We start from the raw sequence: 21534 nt of genomic DNA, 5'->3' as shown, positions 1-21534 counted from the left end.
ACCTCGTCCTCGTGTGCTGACCAGCCCCGGTTCACCGGAGGGTGAGAGCCCGCAGCCCCGTTCGCGGGCCGACCCCGATTCCCCCCGGCAATGTGCCCTGACCCGCCGAGATATCTCGAGGAGCCATCATGCCCAAGCTCGACCGCCACGACGCCGTCTTCGTTCTCGACCTCGGTGACGGGGAGAACCGCTTCCACCCCGACTGGATCGCCTCGGTCAACGCAGCCCTGGACGAGGTGGAGAAGTCGGAAGGGCCCCGCGCCCTGGTGACCGCTGCGACCGGGAAGTTCTACTCCAACGGTCTCGATCTCGAATGGCTCGCCGCGCACAGCGACGAGCACCTGGACTACGTCAGCTCCGTCCACGCTCTGTTCGCAAGGTTCCTGTCCCTCCCACTGATCACCGTAGCCGCGCTGCAAGGACACACGTTCGCCGCCGGAGCGATGTTCTCCCTGGCCCACGACTTCCGTCTCATGCGCGCCGACCGCGGCTTCTGGTGCCTGCCCGAGGCAGAGATCAACATCCCCTTCACCCCGGGCATGTCCGCCCTCATCCAGTCCCGGCTGACCCCGCAAACGGCCCACCAGGCCATGGTCTCCGCCCGTCGTTTCGGCGGCCAGGAAGCCGCAGCCGCCGGAATCGTCGATCAGGCCGTGGACGAGGGCGCCCTGCGCACTGCCGCCCTCGAACTTGCCCAGGCTCACGCGAGCAAGGCCGGCGACAGCCTCGGAACCATCAAGACGCGCATGTACGCCCCTGCCCTCACCAAGCTCCGCGACACGACCAACCCGCTGGGCTGACGCCCTACCGGATCGTCGGCCCGGGCGGGGCACGAAGACTGCCAACTGACCTCCCGGCGGGTGATCGCCACCGTGCGGATGCGCCGCGGCAAGGCAACCAACTCCCGCGGCGCCCCGGATTTCGTCAGCGCGGCACCGGCCACCGCCCTGGCACCCGCTTCTCCCTCACCACCGGCATGAACCTCTCCGACCGGGCCACGGCCCGCCTCGCGGATCAAAAGTCACGCCTGCATACCTCTCACAGCGTGTGCGGTCACGTCATCGACGAGGTTCCTGCCATCGATTGTCGGCGACGGCTGAATTGTGGTTCTGGATCACTTTCAGTGCCAGAGCCACGGCGGATCACCGAAACCGCGATCATGAACGGCCTTGCGCGGCGAGGAGCTCTTGTTGTTGTGGCCTTCGACGGCGCCGGAGCTGTAGCGCAGGCTGAGACCGGCGACGACGCCGTCGAGGTCCTGGCCGAGGCCGGTCACGAAGGTGCGCAGGGCAGGCAGGTCGTCTGCCTGGACGCTGGTGATCCACTGGTCCAGGTCCCGGCCCTTGCGGTTGTTCATGAGCTCGGCGAACACGCGGACGTGGCCGGGGGTGCGGTCGAGTGCGAGGCAGCGGGCCAGGATCTCCTTGAGGCGCTGTGCCTGGTCGTCGGTGAGACGGTTCTTAACGACGCTCTCGCCGCCGGTGCAGCCGCGCTCGCGTACGTCCTCGAACAGGCGGCGGGCGATGACGCAGCCCTCGGCCCATCGCTGGTGGAGGTAGGGCTTGTGTGGGTCGAGGATGCTGGTGCGGCCGGCCCACCGTCCGACCAGAGTTCGTCCGCGCTCGCCGCGTGGGCGAGGCGGCGGACGGTGTGGCGAGCCAGTCCGAGCTCACGGCCGATCGCTCGCGGCCCAACTCCCTTGTCGAGGAGGGCGTGGACGGCGGCATGCTGGGCTGTCCGCGGTCCCGAGGGGGAGACCGGTTCGAGATCCAGCGTCACCATCACCCCAGTGACCTGGACCGTGGCGGAGTCGTGCGGTTCGCGAAGCAGAGCGCGACGCTGGACGACGGTCTTCTCGACGGCCTCGGCAAGGTCCGACCAGATGTGCCACCGACGAACCTCGCACCGCGGTGGCCCTGGCCGCACGCCGCCGCAAGACCGAAGCCGCCCTTGACCGCGTCCACCAGGCCATCGCCCGGCTCCGACGCGAGAAAGCCCAGGTCAGCGCCGCCGACCTCGCCCGTCGAGCGGACGTCTCACGCACCTTCCTCTACGACAACGTCGAGGCCAGAGCCGCGGTCGCCGCGGCGATGGCTCAGGCCGGCGAACACCAATCCCGCACGCTCGCCGAACAGGACGACGAACGCGAAGCGACCTGGCGCGAACGCGCCCTGAACGCCGAGGACGCCCTCAAAGCCGGCTCACCACCGACAACCGCACCCTCGACGAGCGACTCAAGGCCGCCCGCTCGAACCTGCGCTTCCAGGACCGGCGCGTCGCCGACCTCGAAGCCCGCATCGCCGAACCGGCACCGACGTCCTGATCCCTCCCGCGGCAGGCAGCACCACCGCCCCAGTTCCCGCGAGGACCTGTACAAGAGGCCACTTGGACAGGGAAATTGCAACTTCGACATGGCTCGCGGAGGCAGCTACCTTCGTCTGGTCCTCGGTGGTCGCCACGGTCGCACAGGGATTCCTTCAGGCTGGGCCGGCCGCGACGGGATGAGTCGGTCACGCCCCACGAACCCTCGCCCCCATGCGTAAGCCACCGAACCGGGTCCACGCCAGGCAGCCCAACCAGGGAGAGACGCATGCCCCATCTTGCTCTGTACACATTCGGCGTCCTGAAGTCACCTCTCGCCGATCCCGCACCTCTCACGCGCGAGTTCTACGACATGGGTGAGGCCGTCTACCGGAAGATCAGTCAGCACCCCGGATACCTCGCGCGTGCCGAAGCGGCAGGCGGTGACCGGGGCATGCTCTTCGAGGCGGACTGGGGTGCATGGGGAGAGTTCGCCGTACCGACCTGGTACGGCAAGGGCCGTACGGTGGAAACCACCGCGCTGGCCGCGACCCTCTCGCTCTGGACCGACCTGCGCCCCGCCTTCGACGCCGTCTACACCGGTCTGCACCGTGAGGCGCTGAACAGGCGTTACGACTGGTTCGAGAGGACAGGGCACCCGAATTACGTGTGCTGGTGGGTCTCCGACGGCGTGATACCCACCTGGCGGGACGGGGTTTCCAGGCTGGAGCACCTCCACGACCACGGCTCCGCGCCGCACGCCTTCACCTTCCACCACTCGTTCGCCCCGGACGGAACTCCGACCAGGATCAAAGGCATAGGGCCGAAGAGCGACCAGGTTCCCTGACGAGGAAGCCTGAACGACTCCCACAAGGATGCCTTCCGCAACCTGGTCCGCGACCGGCTCGGGGGTGTGCACAACCGCACGACGCCACGCGGGTCGGCCGACGATCGGTGAAACCGCAGGTCAGCCCAGCTTGCGGAAGAGTCCCTCCTGCACCACGGACACGATCAGCTGCCCTGAGAGGTTGTAGATGCGGCCCCGGGCCAGACCGCGGCTGCCCACCGCGATCGGCGACTCCTGGTCGTACAGGAACCACTCGTCCGCGCGGAACGGCCGGTGGAACCACATGGCGTGATCCAGCGAGGCCATGTCGAAGTTCCGCGGCCCCCACAGCGGCTCGACCGGGATGCGGACAGCGTCCAGGAGGGTCATGTCACTGGCGTAGGTCAGCGCGCACGTGTGCACCAGCGGGTCGTCGCCGAGCGGTCCGACCGCGCGCATCCACACCGCACTGCGCGGCTCGGCGCCCTTGATGTCCTCGGCGTTCCAGCGCAGGCGGTCGACATAGCGGATGTCGAAGGGCTGGCGGCGCGCCATCCGCTCCAACTGCTCCGGGAGTGCGCCCAGGTGCTTGCGGATCTCCTCGGAGACCGTCGGCAGCGATTCCGGGTCGGGCACCTCACGGGCCGGCGGCAGCTGGTGCTCGAACGGTCCTTCCTCGGGCTTGTGAAAGGAGGCGGTCAGATTGAAGATCGTGCGGCCCTGCTGCACGGCCGTGACCCGGCGCGTGGTGAACGACCGGCCGTCGCGGACCCGCTCCACCTGGTACACGATGGGCACGCCGGGGCGGCCCGGGCGCAGGAAGTACGCGTGCAGCGAGTGCACCGGGCGATCGCCGTCCGTGGTGCGGCCGGCGGCGACCAGCGCCTGGCCCGCCACCTGGCCGCCGAAGACACGCTGCAGCGACTCCTGCGGGCTGCGACCACGGAAGATGTTGACCTCGATCTGCTCCAGGTCGAGCAGGTCGACCAGTCGCTCGGCCGGGTTCGTCGTCATCGATGGGATTCTCCTGGGCTCACTACTGGTCGACAAGGGCTCACAGCTGACCGACATCGGTGACGCGCACGACCGCACGGCCCTCGGCGTCCGAGGCAGCGAGGTCGATCTCGGCGCTGATGCCCCAGTCGTGATCGCCGTTCGGGTCGTCGAAGATCTGGCGGACGCGCCAGAGGCCGTTCGCCGGCTCCTCGCTGATGACCAGCAGCTTGGGACCGCGGGCGTCGGGACCGGTACCGAGGTCGTCGTACTCGTCCCAGTACTTGTCCATCGCCTCGCCCCAGGCGTCGGCGTCCCAGCCGGACTCGGCGTCCATCTCGCCGAGCTCCTCGACCTGATCGAGGGCGGCCAGCTCCACGCGACGGAACATGGCGTTGCGGACCAGGACCCGGAAGGCGCGCGCGTTGGTGGTGATCGGCTTCACCTCGTCGGCCTTCTCCTGGGCCTCCTCGGCCGTCATCTCCTCCGGATTCGCGAGCTGCTCCCACTCGTCCAGCAGGCTGGAGTCCACCTGCCGGACCATCTCGCCGAGCCACTCGATCAGATCCTGCAGATCCTCGGACTTCAGGTCGTCCGGGATGGTGTGGTCGAGGGTCTTGTAGGCGCTGGCCAGGTAGCGCAGCACGATGCCCTCCGTGCGGGCCAGCTCGTAGAAGGACACCAACTCGGTGAAAGACAGCGCCCGTTCGTACATGTCCCGGATGACCGACTTCGGCGACAGCGGGTGGTCGCCGACCCAGGGGTGGCTCTTGCGGTAGGTGTTGTACGCGTGGAAGAGGAGCTCCTCCAGCGGCTTCGGATAGGTGATGTCCTGGAGGCGCTCCATGCGCTCCTCGTACTCGACGCCGTCCGCCTTCATCGCGGCCACGGCCTCGCCCCGCGCCTTGTTCTGCTGGGCGACGAGGATCTGCCGCGGGTCGTCCAGGGTGGACTCGACGACGGAAACCATGTCGAGGGCGTAGGACGGCGACTCGGGGTCGAGGAGTTCGAACGCGGCGAGGGCGAACGTGGACAGCGGCTGGTTGAGCGCGAAGTCCTGCTGCAGGTCGACGGTGAGCCGGACGATACGGCCCTCGGCGTCGGGCTTGTCGAGCTTCTCCACGATCCCGCCGTCGAGCAGCGACCGGTAGATCGCGATCGCCCGGCGGACGTGCCTCAGCTGCTGCCTGCGCGGCTCGTGATTGTCCTCCAGAAGGTGGCGCATCGCCTCGAACGCATTGCCCGGGCGGGCGATCACCGACAGCAGCATCGTGTGCGTCACCCGGAAACGCGAGGTCAGCGGCTCCGGTTCCGACTCGATCAGCTTCTGGAAGGTGTTCTCCGTCCAGCCGACAAAACCCTCCGGCGCCTTCTTGCGCACCACCTTGCGCCGCTTCTTCGGGTCGTCGCCCGCCTTCGCCAGCGCCTTCTCGTTCTCGATGACGTGCTCCGGCGCCTGCGCCACGACGAGGCCGGCCGTGTCGAAACCGGCCCGGCCGGCCCGGCCCGCGATCTGGTGGAACTCCCGGGCCCGCAGCGTGCGCACGCGGCTGCCGTCGTACTTCGTGAGGGCGGTGAACAGCACGGTGCGGATGGGCACGTTGACGCCCACGCCCAGCGTGTCCGTGCCGCAGATGACCTTCAGCAGACCGGCCTGGGCGAGCTTCTCCACCAGGCGCCGGTACTTGGGCAGCATGCCGGCGTGGTGCACGCCGATGCCGTGCCGGACGTAACGGGAGAGGTTGCGGCCGAACTTGGTGGTGAAGCGGAAGTTGCCGATCAGCTCGGCGATCTGGTCCTTCTCCTCGCGTGAGCACATGTTGATGCTCATCAGCGCCTGTGCCCGCTCCACGGCCTGCGCCTGCGTGAAGTGCACGATGTACACGGGGGCCTGCTTGGACTCCAGCAGGTCGGTGAGCGTCTCGGTGAGCGGCGTGAGCTGGTACTCGTAGGAGAGCGGCACCGGGCGGGTCGCCGAGCGGACCACCGACGTGGGGCGACCGGTGCGGCGGGTGAGGTCCTTCTCAAAGAAGGACACATCGCCCAAAGTGGCCGACATCAGGATGAACTGCGCCTGGGGGAGCTCGAGCAACGGGATCTGCCAGGCCCAGCCACGGTCGCCCTCGGCGTAGAAGTGGAACTCGTCCATGACGACCTGGCCGACATCCGCGTCCTTGCCGTCGCGCAGCGCGATCGACGCCAGCACCTCGGCGGTGCAGCAGATCACGGGTGCGTCGGCGTTCACGGAGGCGTCGCCGGTGAGCATGCCCACGTTCTCGGTGCCGAACAGCTTGCACAGCTCGAAGAACTTCTCGGACACCAGCGCCTTGATCGGGGCCGTGTAGAAGGTGACCTCGTCCCGGGCCAGCGCGGCGAAGTGCGCCCCCGCGGCGATCATGCTCTTGCCCGAGCCGGTGGGCGTCGAGACGATCACGTTCGCCCCGGAGACCACCTCGATCAGCGCCTCCTCCTGATGGGGGTAGAGGGTGAGGCCGCGTTCCTGCGCCCACGACTCGAAGGCTTCGTACAGGGCGTCGGGGTCGGCGGTCGGCGGCAGCTGATCGATGAGGGTCACGCACCCATCTTGCCTGGCCTTGCCCCCCAGAGGGGAATCGGCTGTGGGCAGGAAGATCATGGCCGCTACGCTGTGTCGCCGACGCAGCGTCAGCGCACCAGGTCAACTGGACAGCGGCACACGAGGAATGGGGCGGGAAGCGGCCATGATGGGACCAGCACACTCACTGTCGGGGGCCGCGGCCTGGCTCGGGGTCGGAGCCGCTGCTGCGGCGGCGGGGCATCCGATGCCCTGGCCGGTTCTCCTCGTGGGGGCTCTGATCTGTGCCGGTGCCGCGCTCGCCCCGGACCTCGACCACAAGGCCGCGACCATCTCGCGCTCCTTCGGTCCGATCTCCCACTGGATCTGCGAGATCGTGGACAAGCTGTCGTACGCCGTCTACAAGGCGACCCGGATGAAGGGCGACCCGCGCCGCAACGGCGGTCACCGCACGCTGACGCACACCTGGCTGTGGGCGGTCCTGCTCGGTGCCGGCTGCTCCGCCGCGGCGATCGCGGGCGGCCGCTGGGCCGTGCTGGCGATCCTGTTCGTGCACATGGTGCTGGCGATCGAGGGGCTGCTGTGGCGGGCGGCACGGGGCTCCAGCAGCGATGTCCTGGTCTGGCTGCTGGCGGCGACCACCGCGTGGATTCTCGCGGGCGTCCTGGACAAGCCGGGCAACGGCTCCGACTGGCTGTTCTCGGCGCCGGGGCAGCAGTACCTGTGGCTGGGCCTGCCGATCGTGCTCGGTGCGCTGGTGCACGACATCGGGGATGCCCTGACGGTGTCCGGCTGCCCGATCCTGTGGCCGATCCCCCTGGGCCGCAGGCGCTGGTACCCCGTGGGGCCGCCGAAGGCGATACGGTTCCGGGCCGGGAGCTGGGTGGAGCTGAAGGTGCTGATGCCCGTGTTCATGCTGCTCGGCGGCGTGGGTTGCGCGGCGGCCCTCAACGTCATCTGAGGCACTCCTCGCATCTGAGCTGTCCCTCGGATCTGAGCCACTCCTCGCATCCGAGGCGCCTCTCTCCAACGCCCCGGCACCTGGCCCGAGGCACCCCTCGGGATCAGGTCGTCCCGCCGGCCTCCGCCTCGCCGTACCGGCGCTCGAAGCGGGCGATACGGCCCTCGGTGTCGACCGTGCGGGCCTTGCCCGTGTAGAAGGGGTGGCTCTCGGAGGAGATCTCCACGTCGATCACCGGGTAGGTCTGGCCGTCGTCCCACTCGATGGTCTGCTCGCTCCGAGCGGTCGAGCGGGTCAGAAACGCGTAGCCGGCGGCACGGTCGCGGAACACCACAGGGTGGTAGTCGGGGTGCTTGTCCTGCTGCATGGCGGCTCCTCGGGCGGTGCGGTCGGGCAGGGCGTGGGCGGGCCTGCCGGGGCCCGCGGATCAGCCGGACAGGGAGTCCTCGTCGACGATGTGCATCGCGGCCTCCTCGGCGGACGCGGCGGCGCCGTCGATACCGACGTCGGTGGCGACGAGGGCCGCCTCCTCGTCCTCGTGCGCCCCCTCGTCCGGGGCCACCAGCCGGCCGGAGCGGAGGTTGCCGACCTCGTTGTCGAGGGGTTCCCCGTCGGTGTCGTGGTCACCGATGTCGTCGCCGTCGCGGGCGACGAGGTCGGGCTGCTCCTCGGCGAGCCGCTGGTCCAGGGTCTCGCCCGCCTGGCGTTCGGCCGCCGTCACCCCGATGTGCTCCACCGCCCAGGGACGCTCGGGAGGGGACCAGCCACGGTCGAGCGGGTCCGCGACGCCGTCGAAGTCCAGTGTGTCCTCGACGTCGAGCACCCCCGAATCCTCCCGGATCTCCGAGGGATCGGGCTGGTAGACGTCGTCCCCCCAGCCGTCGGCGCTGTCCACGAGTACCTCCAGGTGGTGAGGACGGCCGTGTGCCACCACAACGGACGGCGAGCCGCCGGCACGTGTGGCACGAGGGTCACACTCCGCGAACCGGATGGTTCCGGGGCGTTCCCCGCACCGGTGCCGTTCTCCAGACTTCCACCCCTGCTCGGGACCGCGCAACGGCACGGGCACCGGTCATCGCCCGCACCCGGACACCGGCACCGGTCACAGCCCACTGGGCGCCCGCGCCCCATGACCCGACTGCCCAAAGCGTCGGCAGGCGCGACCGCGCACCCGCCCGCCGTGGACCCGCTCGGTCAGGCGTCGGCAGCCCCTCCTGGCAGCCCGCGCGCCGGGTCCCGGCGGCCCGAAGCGCCCGGGGGCAGGGGCGCGCACCTGTCCGCTGTGATCTGGCGGGGGTCGGTGTCGGTGGCGGCCCCCGCTGTGATCTGGCGGGGGTCGGTGTCGGTGGCGGCCCCCGCTGTGATCTGGCGGGGGTCGGTGTCGGTGGCGGCCCCCGCTGTGACCCGGCAGGGGCAGCGCAGCCCCGCAGGCGGCCCCCCCGGCGCGCGCCGGCCTGCGAGGGTCCGGTCCTCCCAAGAACCGACGACCGCGGCCACGGCACCCGGCGGCGCACCCCCGGGTACTGCCGGCAGCGCCGCCGCGATCGCGGGGACCGGCCTTGCCCCCCGGGCACTGCGCCGCGGTACCGGCCACCCGGGGGCTCGCCGGATGCTCACCCGTGCCAGGACCGCCACAGCGCCGCGTATGCGCCGTCCGCCGCGACCAGCTCGTCATGGCTGCCGAGCTCGCTGACGCGGCCCTCCTCCACGACGGCGATCACGTCCGCGTCATGGGCGGTGTGCAGGCGGTGGGCGATGGCGACCACGGTGCGGCCGTCCAGCACCCGGGCCAGGGAGCGCTCCAGATGCCGGGCTGCGCGCGGGTCCAGCAGCGAGGTCGCCTCGTCCAGGACCAGCGTGTGCGGATCGGCGAGCACGAGCCGGGCCAGCGCGATCTGCTGGGCCTGGGCGGGGGTCAGCGCAAGCCCGCCGGAGCCGACCTCGGTGTCCAGGCCGTCGTCCAGTGCCCGCGCCCAGCCGTCCGCGTCGACCGCCCCCAGCGCCGCCCACAGCTCGGCATCCGTGGCATCGGTGCGGGCCAGCAGGAGGTTGTCGCGCAGGGAGCCGACGAAGACGTGGTGTTCCTGGTTGACCAGGGCGACGTGCGAACGGACGCGTTCCGCCGGCATTCGGGACAGCTCGGCACCGCCCAGGGTGATCCGGCCGTCGCGGGGCGCGTAGATCCCGGCGAGCAGCCGGCCCAGGGTGGACTTGCCCGCACCCGAGGGGCCGACCAGGGCCAGCCGGGTGCCCGGGGCGACCTCTAGGGACACCTTGCGCAGCACGTCGACGCCCTCGCGGTAGCCGAAGCGGACCCGGTCGGCCAGCACGTCCCGCCCGTCCGGCGCCAGCGAGGCGTCCCCGGCGTCCGGCTCGATGTCCCGCACGCCGACCAGACGGGCCAGCGACACCTGGGCGACCTGCACCTCGTCGTACCAGCGCAGGATCAGGTTCACCGGGTCGACGAGCATCTGCGCGACGAGGGCGCCCGTGGTCAGCTGCCCCACCCCGATCCAGCCGCCCAGGACGAAGGCCCCGCCGACCATCAGCACCGAGCCGAGCACGATGACGTGGACGGCGTTGATGACCGGGAAGAGCACGGACCGCAGCCACAGCGTGTACCGCTCCCAGGCGGTCCACTCCTTGATCCGCCGCTCCGACAGGGCGACGCGGCGGGCGCCGAGCCGGTGCGCCTCGATGGTGTGGCCCGCGTCCACCGTCTCGGCGAGCGCGGCGGCGACGGCCGCGTACCCGGCGGCCTCGGAGCGGTAGCCGGAGGGCGCCCGCCTGAAGTACCAGCGGCACCCGGCCACCAGCACCGGCACGGCCAGCAGCACGGCGGCCGCGAGGGGCGGCGCCGTCACGACGAGCCCACCGAGCAGAAGCAGGGCCCACACGACACCGATCGCCAGCTGCGGCACGGCCTCGCGCATCGCATTGGCCAGGCGGTCGATGTCGGTGGTGATGCGGGAGAGCAGATCGCCCGTCCCCGCCCGTTCCAGCACGCCCGGCGGCAGTCCGACCGACCGGACGAGGAAGTCCTCGCGCAGATCGGCCAGCATCCGCTCTCCGAGCATCGCGCCCCGCAGCCGCACCTGCCGGGTGAACACGGCCTGCACGGCCAGGGCGAGCACGAACAGCCCGGCGATCGGGCCGAGATGAAGCTCCCGCGACCGGTCGGACACCCGCTCGACCAGGCCACCGAGCAGGTAGGGACCCACCATGGAGGCGATCACGGCCACCGTGTTGACGCCGATGAGCAGCAGGAACGCCCGGCGATGCCGCCGGAACAGCTCCACGACATAGGCGCGCACGGTCGAGGCCGCGCCGACGGGCAGGGTGGTGGCGGTCGTCGGGGCCGCCGGGTCGTACGCCGGTGGCGCAACGCCGATCATGCGCTCTCCTCGATCTCTTCCAGATCCTGGCGCGCGCCCACCAGGGCGCCCTTGTCGGCCGTGGCCAGTTCGTCGTCCGTCTCCCGCGTGACCACGGCCCGGTATCGCGGCTCGCTGTCGAGCAGTTCGCGGTGCGCACCGACCGCCACGGTCTCGCCCTCGTGGACCAGGACGACCCGGTCCGCGCGGTCGAGCAGCAGTGGCGAGGAGGTGAACACCACGGTCGTGCGTCCCGAGCGCAGCCGGCGCAGACCGTCCGCGATCCGTGCCTCGGTGTGCGAGTCGACCGCGGAGGTCGGCTCGTCCAGCACCAGCACCTCGGGGTCGGCGATCAGCGACCGGGCGAGCGCGAGCCGCTGGCGCTGGCCGCCGGACAGGGACCGTCCGCGCTCGGTGATGCGGGCGTCCATCGGGTCGGCGGTGTCCAGGGATCCCTGGACGAGTGCGTCCAGGACGTCCTCGCACTGCGCCGCGGCCAGCGCGTCCGCGGCCCGTACGGCTCCTGAGGCGGGCACGTCGAGCAGCTCGCGCAGCGTGCCGGAGAGCAGCACCGGGTCTTTGTCCTGGACGAGGACGGCGGTGCGCGCGCTGTCCAGGGGGAGGTCGTCCAGGGCGACTCCGCCGAGCAGCACCGAGCGGCCCGGTTCGGTCGGGTGTCCGCCCAGGCGTTCCGCGAGTCTGCCCGCCGCGTCAGGATCGCCGCAGACCACGGCGGTGAGACGGCCGGCGGGAGCGAGCAGACCGGTGCCGGGGTCGTACAGGTCGCCGCCCGGCACCTCCGCCTCGAGGGTGCCCTCGGTGGCCGTGGAACGCTCCAGCGACAGCACGCGGGCCGCCCGCGTGGCCGAAGGGCGGGAGAAGGAGTACGCCATGGCGATCTCCTCGAAGTGCCGCAGCGGGTAGTTGAGGACCATGACCGCGCTGTAGACGGTGACGAGTTCGCCGACGGTGATGCGGCCCTGGCGGGCCAGGTGGGTGCCGTGCCAGACGACGGCGATGAGCAGCAGTCCGGGCAGCAGCACCTGGACGGCGGAGATCAGCGACCACATCCGGGCGCTGCGCACCGCGGCGTGCCGTACCTCCTGTGAGGCGCGGCGGTAGCGGTCGAGGAACAGTTCCTCGCCGCCGATGCCGCGCAGCACCCGCAGTCCGGCGACCGTGTCCGAGGCCAGTTCGGTGGCACGCCCGGCCTTCTCGCGCTGCTCGTCGGCGCGGCGCGTCGCCCGGGGCAGCAGCGGCAGCACCGCGAGCGCCACGACGGGCAGTCCGAGGGCGACGACCACGCCCAGGGCGGGCTGGTAGACGACGAGGCCGACACAGACCACCACGACCGTCAGCGCGGCCGCGGTGAACCGGGAGACCGCCTCGACGAACCAGCCGATCTTCTCGACGTCACCGGTGGAGACGGCCACCACCTCCCCGGCGGCGACCCGCCGGGTCAGGGCGGAGCCCAAGTGGGCGGCCTTGCGCGCCAGCAGTTGCTGGACGCGGGCGGCGGCGGTGATCCAGTTGGTGACGGCGGTCCGATGCAGGAAGGTGTCACCGACGGCGATGCCCGTGCCGCACAACAACATCAGAGCGCCCGTCAGGGCGAGCCGGGAGCCGGAGCCCTCGACGACCGCCTGGACGGCCAGGCCGACACAGAAGGGAAGGGCCGAGACGGAGACGAAGTGCAGCAGGCCCCAGGCGAGCGACTTCAGCTGTCCGCCCAGCTGGTTCCGCCCGAGCCACCACAGGAATCGGGGGCCCGAACGTGCGTCCGGGACGCCCGGATCGGAGTACGGAAGGTCTTGAATCTGCATGACGTCCCAGTGGCTCGTGTCAGGGGGAAGGGATGGAGAGGGGACAGGGAGAAGAGGGGGAGTGGGGAAGCGGCGAAGAGCGGTGACAAGCCGTGAAAGGTTCGCGTCGCTGAGTGGTGAATTTCAAACGGTTTTTCTGACGGAGCGCCGAAATGCACCGGCTTCCGGCCACCGCTCACCGGGCCCGGTGCCGCTGCCGTCACCCGGATGTCCGGAAGATCGCACAATGAGCCGTTGCCCAGGCCACCATGGAAGCGTGAAGATCCCCACTCTGCGGCGAACGACGGTCGCGGTGACGGCTTTTGGAAGCCTTCTGGTGACGCTGTCGGCGTGCGGCACGGACGCCCCCGGCCCGACTCGCTCCGCCGCGGCGGCGGGCCCCGGCCCCGGCGGGCAGAGCCCGACGGTGTCGACCACCCCCACGACCGGCCCGACCCGCATCCCGGGCGTCGGCGACCGGCTGTTCCGGCAGATCCCGCGTGACTCCGGCCAGGTCGTCGCGGTGTACGGAGAGGACGAGGACTCGGCCGATTCCATGGTCGTGCTGTACACACGGGAGGGACCGGAGTGGCGGGCGGTGGCCGACTGGCCGGGGCACAACGGGCGGAACGGCTGGACCACGGACCATCACACGGGTGACGAGCGCAGCCCCGTCGGCGTGTTCGGGCTGTCCGACGCGGGGGGTGTGCTCGCCGACCCCGGCACCCGGCTGCCGTACGACCAGGACGAGGAGGGCTATGCGCCGCCGAACGAGTGGGGCGAGGCGCACCAGCACGACTTCGACTACGTCATCGCCATCGACTACAACCGTCTCCCGGGCACCCGGCCGGACGACCCCACGCGCCCCGAGGGCGACGACAAAGGCGGCAGTATCTGGCTGCATCTCGACCACGGCGACGGCACGTCCGCGTGTGTCAGCGTGTCCAAAGAGGCCATGGAGTTCCTGCTGCGCACGCTCGACCCGGACCTGCACCCGGTGATGGTGATGGGCGACCAGGCGGAACTGCGCGCCTGACGCACCGGCGCGTGCGGGACCCGGCGGCCAGGAATGGCCAAGCCCGGCACGGGCATCCATGTGAGTGACGTGCGACTTGGCGTCGGCACGCCCGGCGTGCGATCGCGCCGTTCTTCCCGAGGCGTCATTGCGGGTCGCCCCCGACTGCCCGTAGAACACCGGGCATGAGAAGACGGATAGTCATGTCCATGCTCGCAGGGGCGACCCTCCTGGCGAGCGCGTTCTTCGGCACCGGAGCCGCTGCGGCCCAAGCGGCCGACGTCCCGGCCGAGTTCGGAACCGACTGGCACGATCCGGTCACCGCGGCGCCGCCCGTCGAGCGACCGCACGCCACGTCGTGCCAGGTCACCCTCGCCGACGCCCAGTTCCGTGACTTCACGCCGTACCGGGGCGCCTACACCCCGCCCCAGGGCTGCGGCGACCACTGGAGCAAGGTCGTCCTGCGGCTCGACGGCAAGGTGAAGGGCCGTCAGTACGACCGCCTCGGCTATCTGCACGTCGGTGGGGTCGAGATCCTGCGCACCTCCACCCCGGAGCCCTCGCCCGACGGCATCGCATGGCACGTCGAGAAGGACGTCACCCGCTACAGCGACACCTTCCGCAGCCCGCAGGACGTCGAGATGCTGATCGGCAACGTGGTGGACGACACCTACACCGGCGTCATCGACGTACACGTCACTCTGACCTTCTACGCGGGCCGTCCTTCGCAGCGGACCCCAGACCGCGTGCTCACCCTCGCCGACACGCCCGACGGCGCGACCCTCACCACCCCGCGCAACAGCGAGCGGATCGTCGCCGAGGTCTACGCGACCGGTTCGGGCGGCGGCTGCGAGGAGTTCTGGTACCTGACCGTGGCCGACCCGGCGTCGTACTCCTGCAAGGCCGATCACGGCCCCTACCGCGAGGTGCAGATCAAGGTCGACGGCCAACTGGCCGGAATCGCCGCACCGTTCCCGAACGTCTGGACCGGCGGCTGGTCCAACCCCTTCCTCTGGTACGTCATCCCGGCGCCGCACGCCTTCGACGTCCGGCCCATCGAATACGACCTCACCCCCTTCGCGGGCCTGCTCGACGACGGGCGTCCGCACCGCGTCGAGGTCTCCGTCGTCGGCGTGCCCGCGGGCCAGTCGGGCTGGAGCGCACCGGTGAACGTCCTGGTCTGGCAGGACGCGCACCGCGCTCACGTCACGGGGGCGCTCACCGAGAACAAGGCGACGGACATCGCCAACTCCTCCACCTACACGCCCGGTTCGGAGAACCATGTGAACACCGATGCCGGACACCGGCTCACCGTGTCCGGATACCTCGACACCTCGCACGGCCGCGTGACCACAACCGTCACCCGCACACTCGCCAACACCTCCGTCCACCGGTGGACCGACGGGGAGAACACGGACGCACTGGACGCGACCTGGACCGACGACCAGACGGTCACCGTCGCCGGCGACGGTCCCGCGCGGGCGACGCGCACCGACCGGACGTACACCATGAACGGCGCGACGACCATCGGTGCGGACGACCGGCTGCGTACCGTGCTGACGCTCGGCGACCGCGCGTCGGTCGTGGAACTGCGGGATGGCCGACGCGTCGCTTGGTCGCGGCTCGACGACACCTACAGCGGCGACGCGGCGTACACGATCAACGTTCCGCGCGACCAGCGGCATGCGGTCGGCACGTCGAGCGAGCGCTATCGGCTGTACGGCTCCGACGGCTGTTACGACCGTTCGCTGACCACGGTTCAGGGAGTGCTGACGGAGGATCGCGAGCGCTGTTGAGCACGGCGCTGCGGAGTGCGCCACGCGCGCGGTGATCTACACGGCTGGGCGCCTGCGTATTCGTGCTCGGCATCGTCGTCGGGAAGCCGTGGCCGGAGCCGGCCACGGCTATCCGGCCGCTCGGCGACGGTTTCGTGCGCCTGGTCAAGGCGGTCATCTCGCCGCTGGTGTTCCGCGTGGTCGTCCGCGACATCGCCAAGGCCGCGATCTGAAGGCCTTCGGGCGGATCGAACTGCTCCGGAAGCGGGCTGACCGTCGAGGAACTCGCGTCGCGCGCCGGCTGATCCATGCCGACGGGCCGTACGCCGAGCCCGGTGCCCCGTACGCCGTGCCCGTTGCGCCGTGTTCAGCAGCGCTGGCCGCCGTCCCCCTCGATGAGTGTGTCCAGCAGTACGCCGAGCACCTGGCGTTCCTTCTCCGTGAGCGGAGCGAGTATCTCCTCGGCCGCCGAGCGGCGTGCGCCGCGCAGCTCACGCAGGGTCGTACGCCCCTCGTCCGTCAGCTCGATCCGGGTCACCCGCCGGTTCGCCGGATCCGGCATCCGCCGCACCTTCCCGTTCGCCTCCAGCCCGTCGACCAGCGTCGTCACCGCGCGCGGCACCACCTCCAGGCGCTCGGCGAGGTCGGCCATGCGCGGAGGCGAGGCGTAGTGCGCGAGGGTGCGCAGCAGCCGGGACTGGGCCGGAGTGACGCCCAGGTCGTGCCGTTCCAGATGGCGTTTCTGGATGCGGTGCACCCGGCGGGTCAGCCGCAGCAGCTGCTCGGCGAGGAGGCCGTCGGGATCGGGGGTGGTCATGCGGGAACAATATCAGGATGCAGTTCATTGTGAGTATAGGTAACAATGAGCTACGATCCGTTCGTCATCGTCGGCCGATCCCGACCGGCGCCCGTTCACCTCCGTAGGAGCCCATGCATCCCGACCGAGAACCGTCCTGGACCCCGCCTGCCGACGCCAAGGAACAGCCCCGGCAGGTGCGCCGCATCCTGAAGCTCTTCCGTCCCTACCGCGGGCGGCTCGCGATCGTCGGCCTGCTGGTCGGCGCCTCCTCGCTGGTCTCGGTGGCCACGCCGTTCCTGCTCAAGGAGACCCTGGACGTCGCGATCCCCCAGGGCCGCATCGGCCTGCTCAGCCTGCTCGCGCTCGGCATGATCCTCAGTGCCGTGCTCTCCAGCGTCTTCGGCGTCCTCCAGACGCTGATCTCGACCACTGTCGGCCAGCGCGTCATGCACGATCTGCGCACCGCTGTCTACGGCCGGCTGCAGCGCATGTCGCTCGCCTTCTTCACGCGCACGCGCACCGGCGAGGTACAGTCCCGGATCGCCAACGACATCGGCGGCATGCAGGCCACCGTCACCTCGACCGCCACCTCCCTGGTCTCCAACGTCACCAGCGTGGTCGCCACGATCGTCGCGATGGTCGCCCTCGACTGGCGGCTCACGATCGTCTCGCTGCTCCTGCTGCCGGTGTTCGTGTGGATCAGCCGCCGCGTCGGCAACGAACGCAAGAAGATCACCACACAGCGGCAGAAGCAGATGGCCGCGATGGCGGCCACCGTCACCGAGTCGCTCTCGGTCAGCGGCATCCTGCTGGGCCGCACCATGGGCCGTTCCGACTCGCTCACGGCGTCCTTCGCCGAGGAGTCCGAGCGCCTGGTCGACCTGGAAGTGAAGTCGAACATGGCCGGGCGCTGGCGCATGGCCGTGATCACGATCGTCATGGCCGCGATGCCGGCCGTCATCTACTGGACAGCAGGCCTGGCCCTGCAGTTCGGCGGCCCCAAGGTCTCGCTCGGCACCATCGTCGCCTTCGTCTCGCTCCAGCAGGGACTGTTCCGGCCGGCCGTGAGCCTGCTCGCCACCGGCGTCCAGATCCAGACCTCCCTCGCCCTCTTCCAGCGCATCTTCGAGTATCTGGACCTGCCCATCGACATCACCGAGCGCGAGCGGCCCGTCCACCTCGACCAGGTCAAGGGCGAAGTCCGCTTCGAGGGCGTTGAGTTCCGCTACGACAACGACGACAGGATGACCCGCCCCGTCCTCGACGGCATCGACGTCACGGTGCCCGCAGGTGGCAGCCTCGCCGTCGTCGGCCCGACCGGCGCCGGCAAGTCCACGCTCGGCTATCTGGTGCCCCGCCTGTACGACGTCACCGGCGGGCGCGTCACCATCGACGGCGTCGACGTCCGGGACCTCGACTTCGACACCCTCGCCCGCGCGGTCGGTGTCGTCTCGCAGGAGACGTACCTCTTCCACGCCTCGGTCGCCGACAACCTCCGCTTCGCCAAACCGGACGCCACGGACGGGGAACTGCAGGCGGCGGCCAGGGCGGCGCAGATACACGACCACATAGCCGCGCTGCCCGACGGCTATGACACGGTCGTCGGCGAACGCGGCCACCGCTTCTCCGGCGGTGAGAAGCAGCGCCTCGCGATCGCCCGTACCATCCTGCGCGATCCGCCGGTCCTCATCCTCGACGAGGCGACCAGCGCGCTCGACACCCGTACGGAGGCCGCCGTCCAGGAGGCGATCGACGCCCTGTCGGCCGACCGGACGACGATCACCATCGCCCACCGCCTGTCCACGATCCGCAGCGCCGACCAGATCGTGGTCCTCGACTCCGGACGGGTCGCCGAACGCGGCGGCCACGAGCAACTGCTGGAACTGGGCGGGCGGTACGCGGCGCTGGTGCGACGGGACGCGCAGCTCGAACCGACGCGCTGAACGCGGCCGTAACCGACGCGCTGACGCTGCGGCCGACAGACTGAACATATGCCGGGTTCGTGGCGATATGCGTATTACCGTTCCCGCATGCAGACGAACATTCCGCCACGGAGCACGATTCGACTGACCCGCCGGGGCAGACTCGTCCTCGTCGTGGCCGGCGCCGTCGTGGCCGGCACCGCCGTGGCGGTGCCACTGCTGACGCTGGACGGCACATCCGAGCGGACACCGCCCGCCGTGCTGGTCGTGCCGGAGGGCTGGCGTGCGAGCCAGGTGTACGACGCGATCGACAAGGCTCTCCGGCTGCCTGCCGGGAGCACACGCACATCCGTCGGGGAGGCCGGTCTGAAGCTGCCGAGCGACGCCGCGGGCAACCCGGAGGGCTATCTCTTCCCGGCGACGTACCCCCTTCAGAGGGGAGCGACGCCCGAGTCCCTGCTGCGATTCATGGTCGACACCGCCGACAGCAAGTTCGGTGCGGCGCCGATCGCGGCCGGGGCGCAGCGCAACGCGGTGAACGTCTACCAGACCGTCACCATCGCCAGCATCGTCCAGGCCGAGGCCGCGACCAGGGAGGACATGGGCAAGGTCGCCCGGGTCGTCTTCAACCGGCTGAAGCGCGGGATGCCGCTGCAGATGGACTCGACGATCAACTACGCGCTGAACCGCAGCACCGTCCGCACCAGCCAGATCGACGCCCGCATCGAGAACCCCTACAACTCGTACCAGCGCATGGGCCTGCCGCCCACACCGATCGACAACCCCGGCGAGGACGCGATGCGCGCCGCGCTCACCCCGACGCCGGGCGACTGGCTGTACTTCGTCACGGTCAAGCCCGGAGACACCCGCTTCACCTCGGACTACGCGACACACATGCGCAACGTGGCGGAGTTCAACTCCTTCCACCAGGGCACGGGTCGGGCGCAGAGCCCGAGTGTGAGCCCGGCTTTCCCGCGGTCTCGGGCCCGCTGAGCCGGCGGAACGTCACGCGGCGACCGGTTGTTCCTCGTCCAGCAGTCGCCTGATGTCCCGGACGGCCGCGCGGCCCGCCCGGTTCGCGCCGATGGTGCTGGCCGACGGGCCGTAGCCGACGAGATGGACGCGCGGATCGGCAACCGTCCGGGTGCCCTCGACGCGGATCCCGCCGCCCGTCTCCCGCAGCCGCAGCGGACGGAGATGGTCCAGCGCGGCGCGGAAGCCGGTTGCCCAGAGGATCACATCGGCGGTGACGTGCCGTCCGTCGTCCCACTCCACGCCGTCCGGGGTGATCCGGTCGAACATCGGCCGCCGGTCCAGGACCCCGTCCGCGAGCCCCTGCCGGACGGCGTCGTTGAGGGGCAGCCCGGTGACCGAGACCACACTGCGCGGGGGCAGCCCCTGGCGCACCCGCTCCTCCACCAGCGCGACGGCCGCGCGGCCCGATTCCTGGTCGAACGGCCCCTCGCGGAACACCGGAGGCCGCCGGGTGACCCAGGTGGTCGCGGCCGCGTACGGGGCCAGCTCCAGCAGGTGCTGGGTGCCCGAGGCGCCGCCGCCCACGACCACGACGCGCTGTCCGGCGAACTCCTCGGGCCCGGCGTACTGCGCGGTGTGCAACTGCCGCCCGCGGAAGGTGTCCTGACCGGGATAGCGCGGCCAGAACGGCCGGTCCCAGGTGCCGGTCGCATTGATCAGGGCGCGCGCCGACCAGGTGCCGTCCGAGGTCTCCGCGAGCAGCCGCCCGCCGTCTCCCTCCCGTACAACCTTTACGTCGACGGGCCGTCGCACGCGCAGGTCGAAGGCGCCCTCGTACCGGGCGAAGTACGCACCGATCACCTCCGCCGAGGGGCGGGCGGGATCGGCGTCCGTCAGCTCCATGCCGGGCAGCGCGTGCATCCCGTGCACCTTGCCGTACGTCAGCGAGGGCCACCGGAACTGCCAGGCGCCGCCCGGCGCGGGGGAGTGGTCGAGAACCACGAAGTCGCGGTCCGGCTCGAATCCGGTGCGCCGCAGGTGGTAGGCGCTGGACAGCCCGGCCTGACCAGCGCCGATGACGACAACCTCGACCTCACGCAATTCGTTCACGCTTCTACTAACCTGGTGCCGGGCAGGGATCTTCCCGGGAGCGTCGTCCCGGGGCAGGAGCCGGCCGACAACTCCGGGATCACGCCGTCCCCGATCAGCGCGGTGCCCGGCAGACTCGGCGAAGACCCGCGCGAGCGAGGCGATGAACAACGGGATGAGACCGACGAACGGCACGGTACGCAGCATCTGCACCGGCGCGTCCGACACGCCGGACCGGGTCGCCATGGCCGACGGCGGCGGACCCACACCGACCAGTCAGGGCAGCGGAGCCCGACGGGAGAAGCAGACCGGAAGGGGAGTCGGCGGCCGCGGCGACATACGAACGCACCATGCGGCAGAACGTGGCCAGACGCCCGTGTCCCGGCCAGCGGCGTCTCGTCTTGTGGACCAGTCGTCTCGGGAAGTGCTCGTAGCCCGGACTGCGAAACCCCGCGTATGGGCCAGGATGGGGGCATGCCAGATGCCTTCACCACCCGCATGCTGAACATCTCCACCGGCTCCCGGGAGCGTGTCGTCGACCTCACCGCCGAGTGTGAGGACTTCCTGCGCGAGGCGGCGGCCGGCCGCGACGGCCTGCTCAGTGTTTTCGTCCCGCACGCTACGGCCGGAATCGCCGTCATCGAGACGGGCGCAGGCAGCGACGACGACCTCCTCGCCGCCCTGCACACCCTGCTTCCCGCCGACGACCGCTGGCAGCACCGCCACGGCAGCCCCGGCCACGGCCGCGACCACGTCCTCCCGGCCCTCGTCCCGCCCCACGCGACCCTCCCGGTGATCGGCGGCCGCCTGGAGCTGGGCACCTGGCAGTCGGTCTGCCTGGTCGACACGAACAGGGACAATCCCGAGCGCAAGGTCCGGCTGAGCTTCCTCGGCTGATGTATGTGCCGGAACCGTAGCGCCGAATTCCGGCCGCGCCCAATGCCCCTTGGCCCCCGCCGGATCAGCCCGTGACCGCTCCGCAAGGGTGGAACGCGCCAGGTGCGGTGGCCCAGGCTGCGAAGCCGGGAGCGGATGGTGTCGCGGCGGCGAGCCAGCGCCGCTTGATCTCTCTGCTGTGCGCGCGTGCGGCTGCCCTCCGACAGCCCCAAGGCGCCGCGCAACGTCGTTGTGGGGCGCTGTCTCACCGT

Annotated in this window: 18 protein-coding genes and 1 pseudogene; 10 read left to right on the top strand and 9 right to left on the bottom strand. The window is 70.7% G+C overall.

Annotation, left to right across the window (positions count from 1 at the left end):
- Positions 1-128: 128 nt before the first annotated feature.
- Positions 129-800 (top strand): enoyl-CoA hydratase-related protein, encoded by a 672-nt coding sequence (locus ACWDEN_RS26585; protein WP_351610243.1) that lies wholly within the window; start codon positions 129-131, stop codon positions 798-800.
- A 320-nt stretch (positions 801-1120) separates the two neighbouring features.
- Here the strand turns inward: ACWDEN_RS26585 and ACWDEN_RS26580 are convergent, their stop codons facing one another.
- Positions 1121-1513: a transposase gene (locus tag ACWDEN_RS26580; RefSeq protein ID WP_450860282.1), complete on the bottom strand. Its 393-nt coding sequence runs from the start codon at positions 1511-1513 to the stop codon at positions 1121-1123.
- A 397-nt stretch (positions 1514-1910) separates the two neighbouring features.
- Here ACWDEN_RS26580 and ACWDEN_RS26575 point away from each other — a divergent pair, with 397 nt between their 5' ends.
- Complete coding sequence (locus ACWDEN_RS26575; RefSeq protein ID WP_351610246.1) at positions 1911-2543, top strand: DUF6262 family protein; 633 nt, start codon at positions 1911-1913, stop codon at positions 2541-2543.
- Positions 2544-2590: 47 nt separating this feature from the next.
- The gene (locus ACWDEN_RS26570) at positions 2591-3148 is read left to right on the top strand and encodes a DUF3291 domain-containing protein (RefSeq protein ID WP_351610248.1); all 558 of its coding nucleotides are present in this window, start codon (positions 2591-2593) and stop codon (positions 3146-3148) included.
- Positions 3149-3268: 120 nt separating this feature from the next.
- Here the strand turns inward: ACWDEN_RS26570 and ACWDEN_RS26565 are convergent, their stop codons facing one another.
- Positions 3269-4141, bottom strand: a complete 873-nt coding sequence (locus ACWDEN_RS26565; RefSeq protein WP_351610251.1) for an acyl-CoA thioesterase — start codon at positions 4139-4141, stop codon at positions 3269-3271.
- Between the two features lie 40 nt (positions 4142-4181).
- Positions 4182-6695, bottom strand: a complete 2514-nt coding sequence (locus ACWDEN_RS26560) for a DEAD/DEAH box helicase (RefSeq protein ID WP_351610254.1) — start codon at positions 6693-6695, stop codon at positions 4182-4184.
- 145 nt (positions 6696-6840) lie between these two features.
- Between ACWDEN_RS26560 and ACWDEN_RS26555 the strand changes: the two genes are divergently transcribed.
- Positions 6841-7635, top strand: coding sequence for a metal-dependent hydrolase (locus ACWDEN_RS26555; RefSeq protein ID WP_351610257.1), 795 nt, complete (start codon positions 6841-6843; stop codon positions 7633-7635).
- Between the two features lie 103 nt (positions 7636-7738).
- Here ACWDEN_RS26555 and ACWDEN_RS26550 read toward each other — a convergent pair whose 3' ends face one another.
- The 4 genes from ACWDEN_RS26550 to ACWDEN_RS26535 form a co-directional block, all read right to left on the bottom strand.
- Positions 7739-8002, bottom strand: coding sequence for a type B 50S ribosomal protein L31 (locus tag ACWDEN_RS26550; protein WP_351610260.1), 264 nt, complete (start codon positions 8000-8002; stop codon positions 7739-7741).
- Between the two features lie 60 nt (positions 8003-8062).
- Positions 8063-8530 (bottom strand): DUF5709 domain-containing protein, encoded by a 468-nt coding sequence (locus ACWDEN_RS26545; RefSeq protein WP_351610262.1) that lies wholly within the window; start codon positions 8528-8530, stop codon positions 8063-8065.
- A gap of 718 nt (positions 8531-9248) precedes the next feature.
- Entirely contained in the window at positions 9249-11030 is a 1782-nt protein-coding gene (locus tag ACWDEN_RS26540) for an ABC transporter ATP-binding protein (protein ID WP_351610264.1), read from the bottom strand.
- Positions 11027-12832: an ABC transporter ATP-binding protein gene (locus ACWDEN_RS26535; protein ID WP_351610266.1), complete on the bottom strand. Its 1806-nt coding sequence runs from the start codon at positions 12830-12832 to the stop codon at positions 11027-11029. The genes ACWDEN_RS26540 and ACWDEN_RS26535 overlap by 4 nt, the downstream gene beginning before the upstream one ends.
- 226 nt (positions 12833-13058) lie before the next feature.
- Between ACWDEN_RS26535 and ACWDEN_RS26530 the strand changes: the two genes are divergently transcribed.
- The 3 genes and pseudogenes from ACWDEN_RS26530 to ACWDEN_RS26520 form a co-directional block, all read left to right on the top strand.
- Complete coding sequence (locus tag ACWDEN_RS26530) at positions 13059-13847, top strand: hypothetical protein (RefSeq protein WP_450860272.1); 789 nt, start codon at positions 13059-13061, stop codon at positions 13845-13847.
- Between the two features lie 164 nt (positions 13848-14011).
- Positions 14012-15622: a peptide-N4-asparagine amidase gene (locus tag ACWDEN_RS26525; RefSeq protein WP_351610270.1), complete on the top strand. Its 1611-nt coding sequence runs from the start codon at positions 14012-14014 to the stop codon at positions 15620-15622.
- Between the two features lie 44 nt (positions 15623-15666).
- Positions 15667-15857 (top strand): annotated as a pseudogene (locus ACWDEN_RS26520) (cation:dicarboxylate symporter family transporter); the annotation flags it as partial.
- Between the two features lie 111 nt (positions 15858-15968).
- On the opposite strand, the gene ACWDEN_RS26515 reads toward ACWDEN_RS26520, so the two are convergent.
- A complete protein-coding gene (locus ACWDEN_RS26515) occupies positions 15969-16418 on the bottom strand; it encodes a MarR family winged helix-turn-helix transcriptional regulator (protein ID WP_351610273.1) in 450 nt (149 codons plus the stop codon).
- A gap of 113 nt (positions 16419-16531) precedes the next feature.
- Here ACWDEN_RS26515 and ACWDEN_RS26510 point away from each other — a divergent pair, with 113 nt between their 5' ends.
- Positions 16532-18343 (top strand): ABC transporter ATP-binding protein, encoded by a 1812-nt coding sequence (locus ACWDEN_RS26510; protein WP_351610275.1) that lies wholly within the window; start codon positions 16532-16534, stop codon positions 18341-18343.
- An 87-nt stretch (positions 18344-18430) separates the two neighbouring features.
- Positions 18431-19315: an endolytic transglycosylase MltG gene (gene mltG, locus ACWDEN_RS26505; RefSeq protein ID WP_351610279.1), complete on the top strand. Its 885-nt coding sequence runs from the start codon at positions 18431-18433 to the stop codon at positions 19313-19315.
- Between the two features lie 12 nt (positions 19316-19327).
- Here the strand turns inward: mltG and ACWDEN_RS26500 are convergent, their stop codons facing one another.
- Positions 19328-20407, bottom strand: a complete 1080-nt coding sequence (locus ACWDEN_RS26500) for an NAD(P)-binding domain-containing protein (RefSeq protein ID WP_351610320.1) — start codon at positions 20405-20407, stop codon at positions 19328-19330.
- Between the two features lie 453 nt (positions 20408-20860).
- Between ACWDEN_RS26500 and ACWDEN_RS26495 the strand changes: the two genes are divergently transcribed.
- Positions 20861-21283, top strand: a complete 423-nt coding sequence (locus ACWDEN_RS26495; protein WP_351610282.1) for a secondary thiamine-phosphate synthase enzyme YjbQ — start codon at positions 20861-20863, stop codon at positions 21281-21283.
- Positions 21284-21534: the final 251 nt, after the last annotated feature.

This window comes from Streptomyces sp. NPDC001153 (assembly GCF_053598315.1).
The sequence above is the reverse complement of the archived record's forward strand: the minus strand, read 5'-3'. Positions and strand labels throughout refer to the sequence as shown.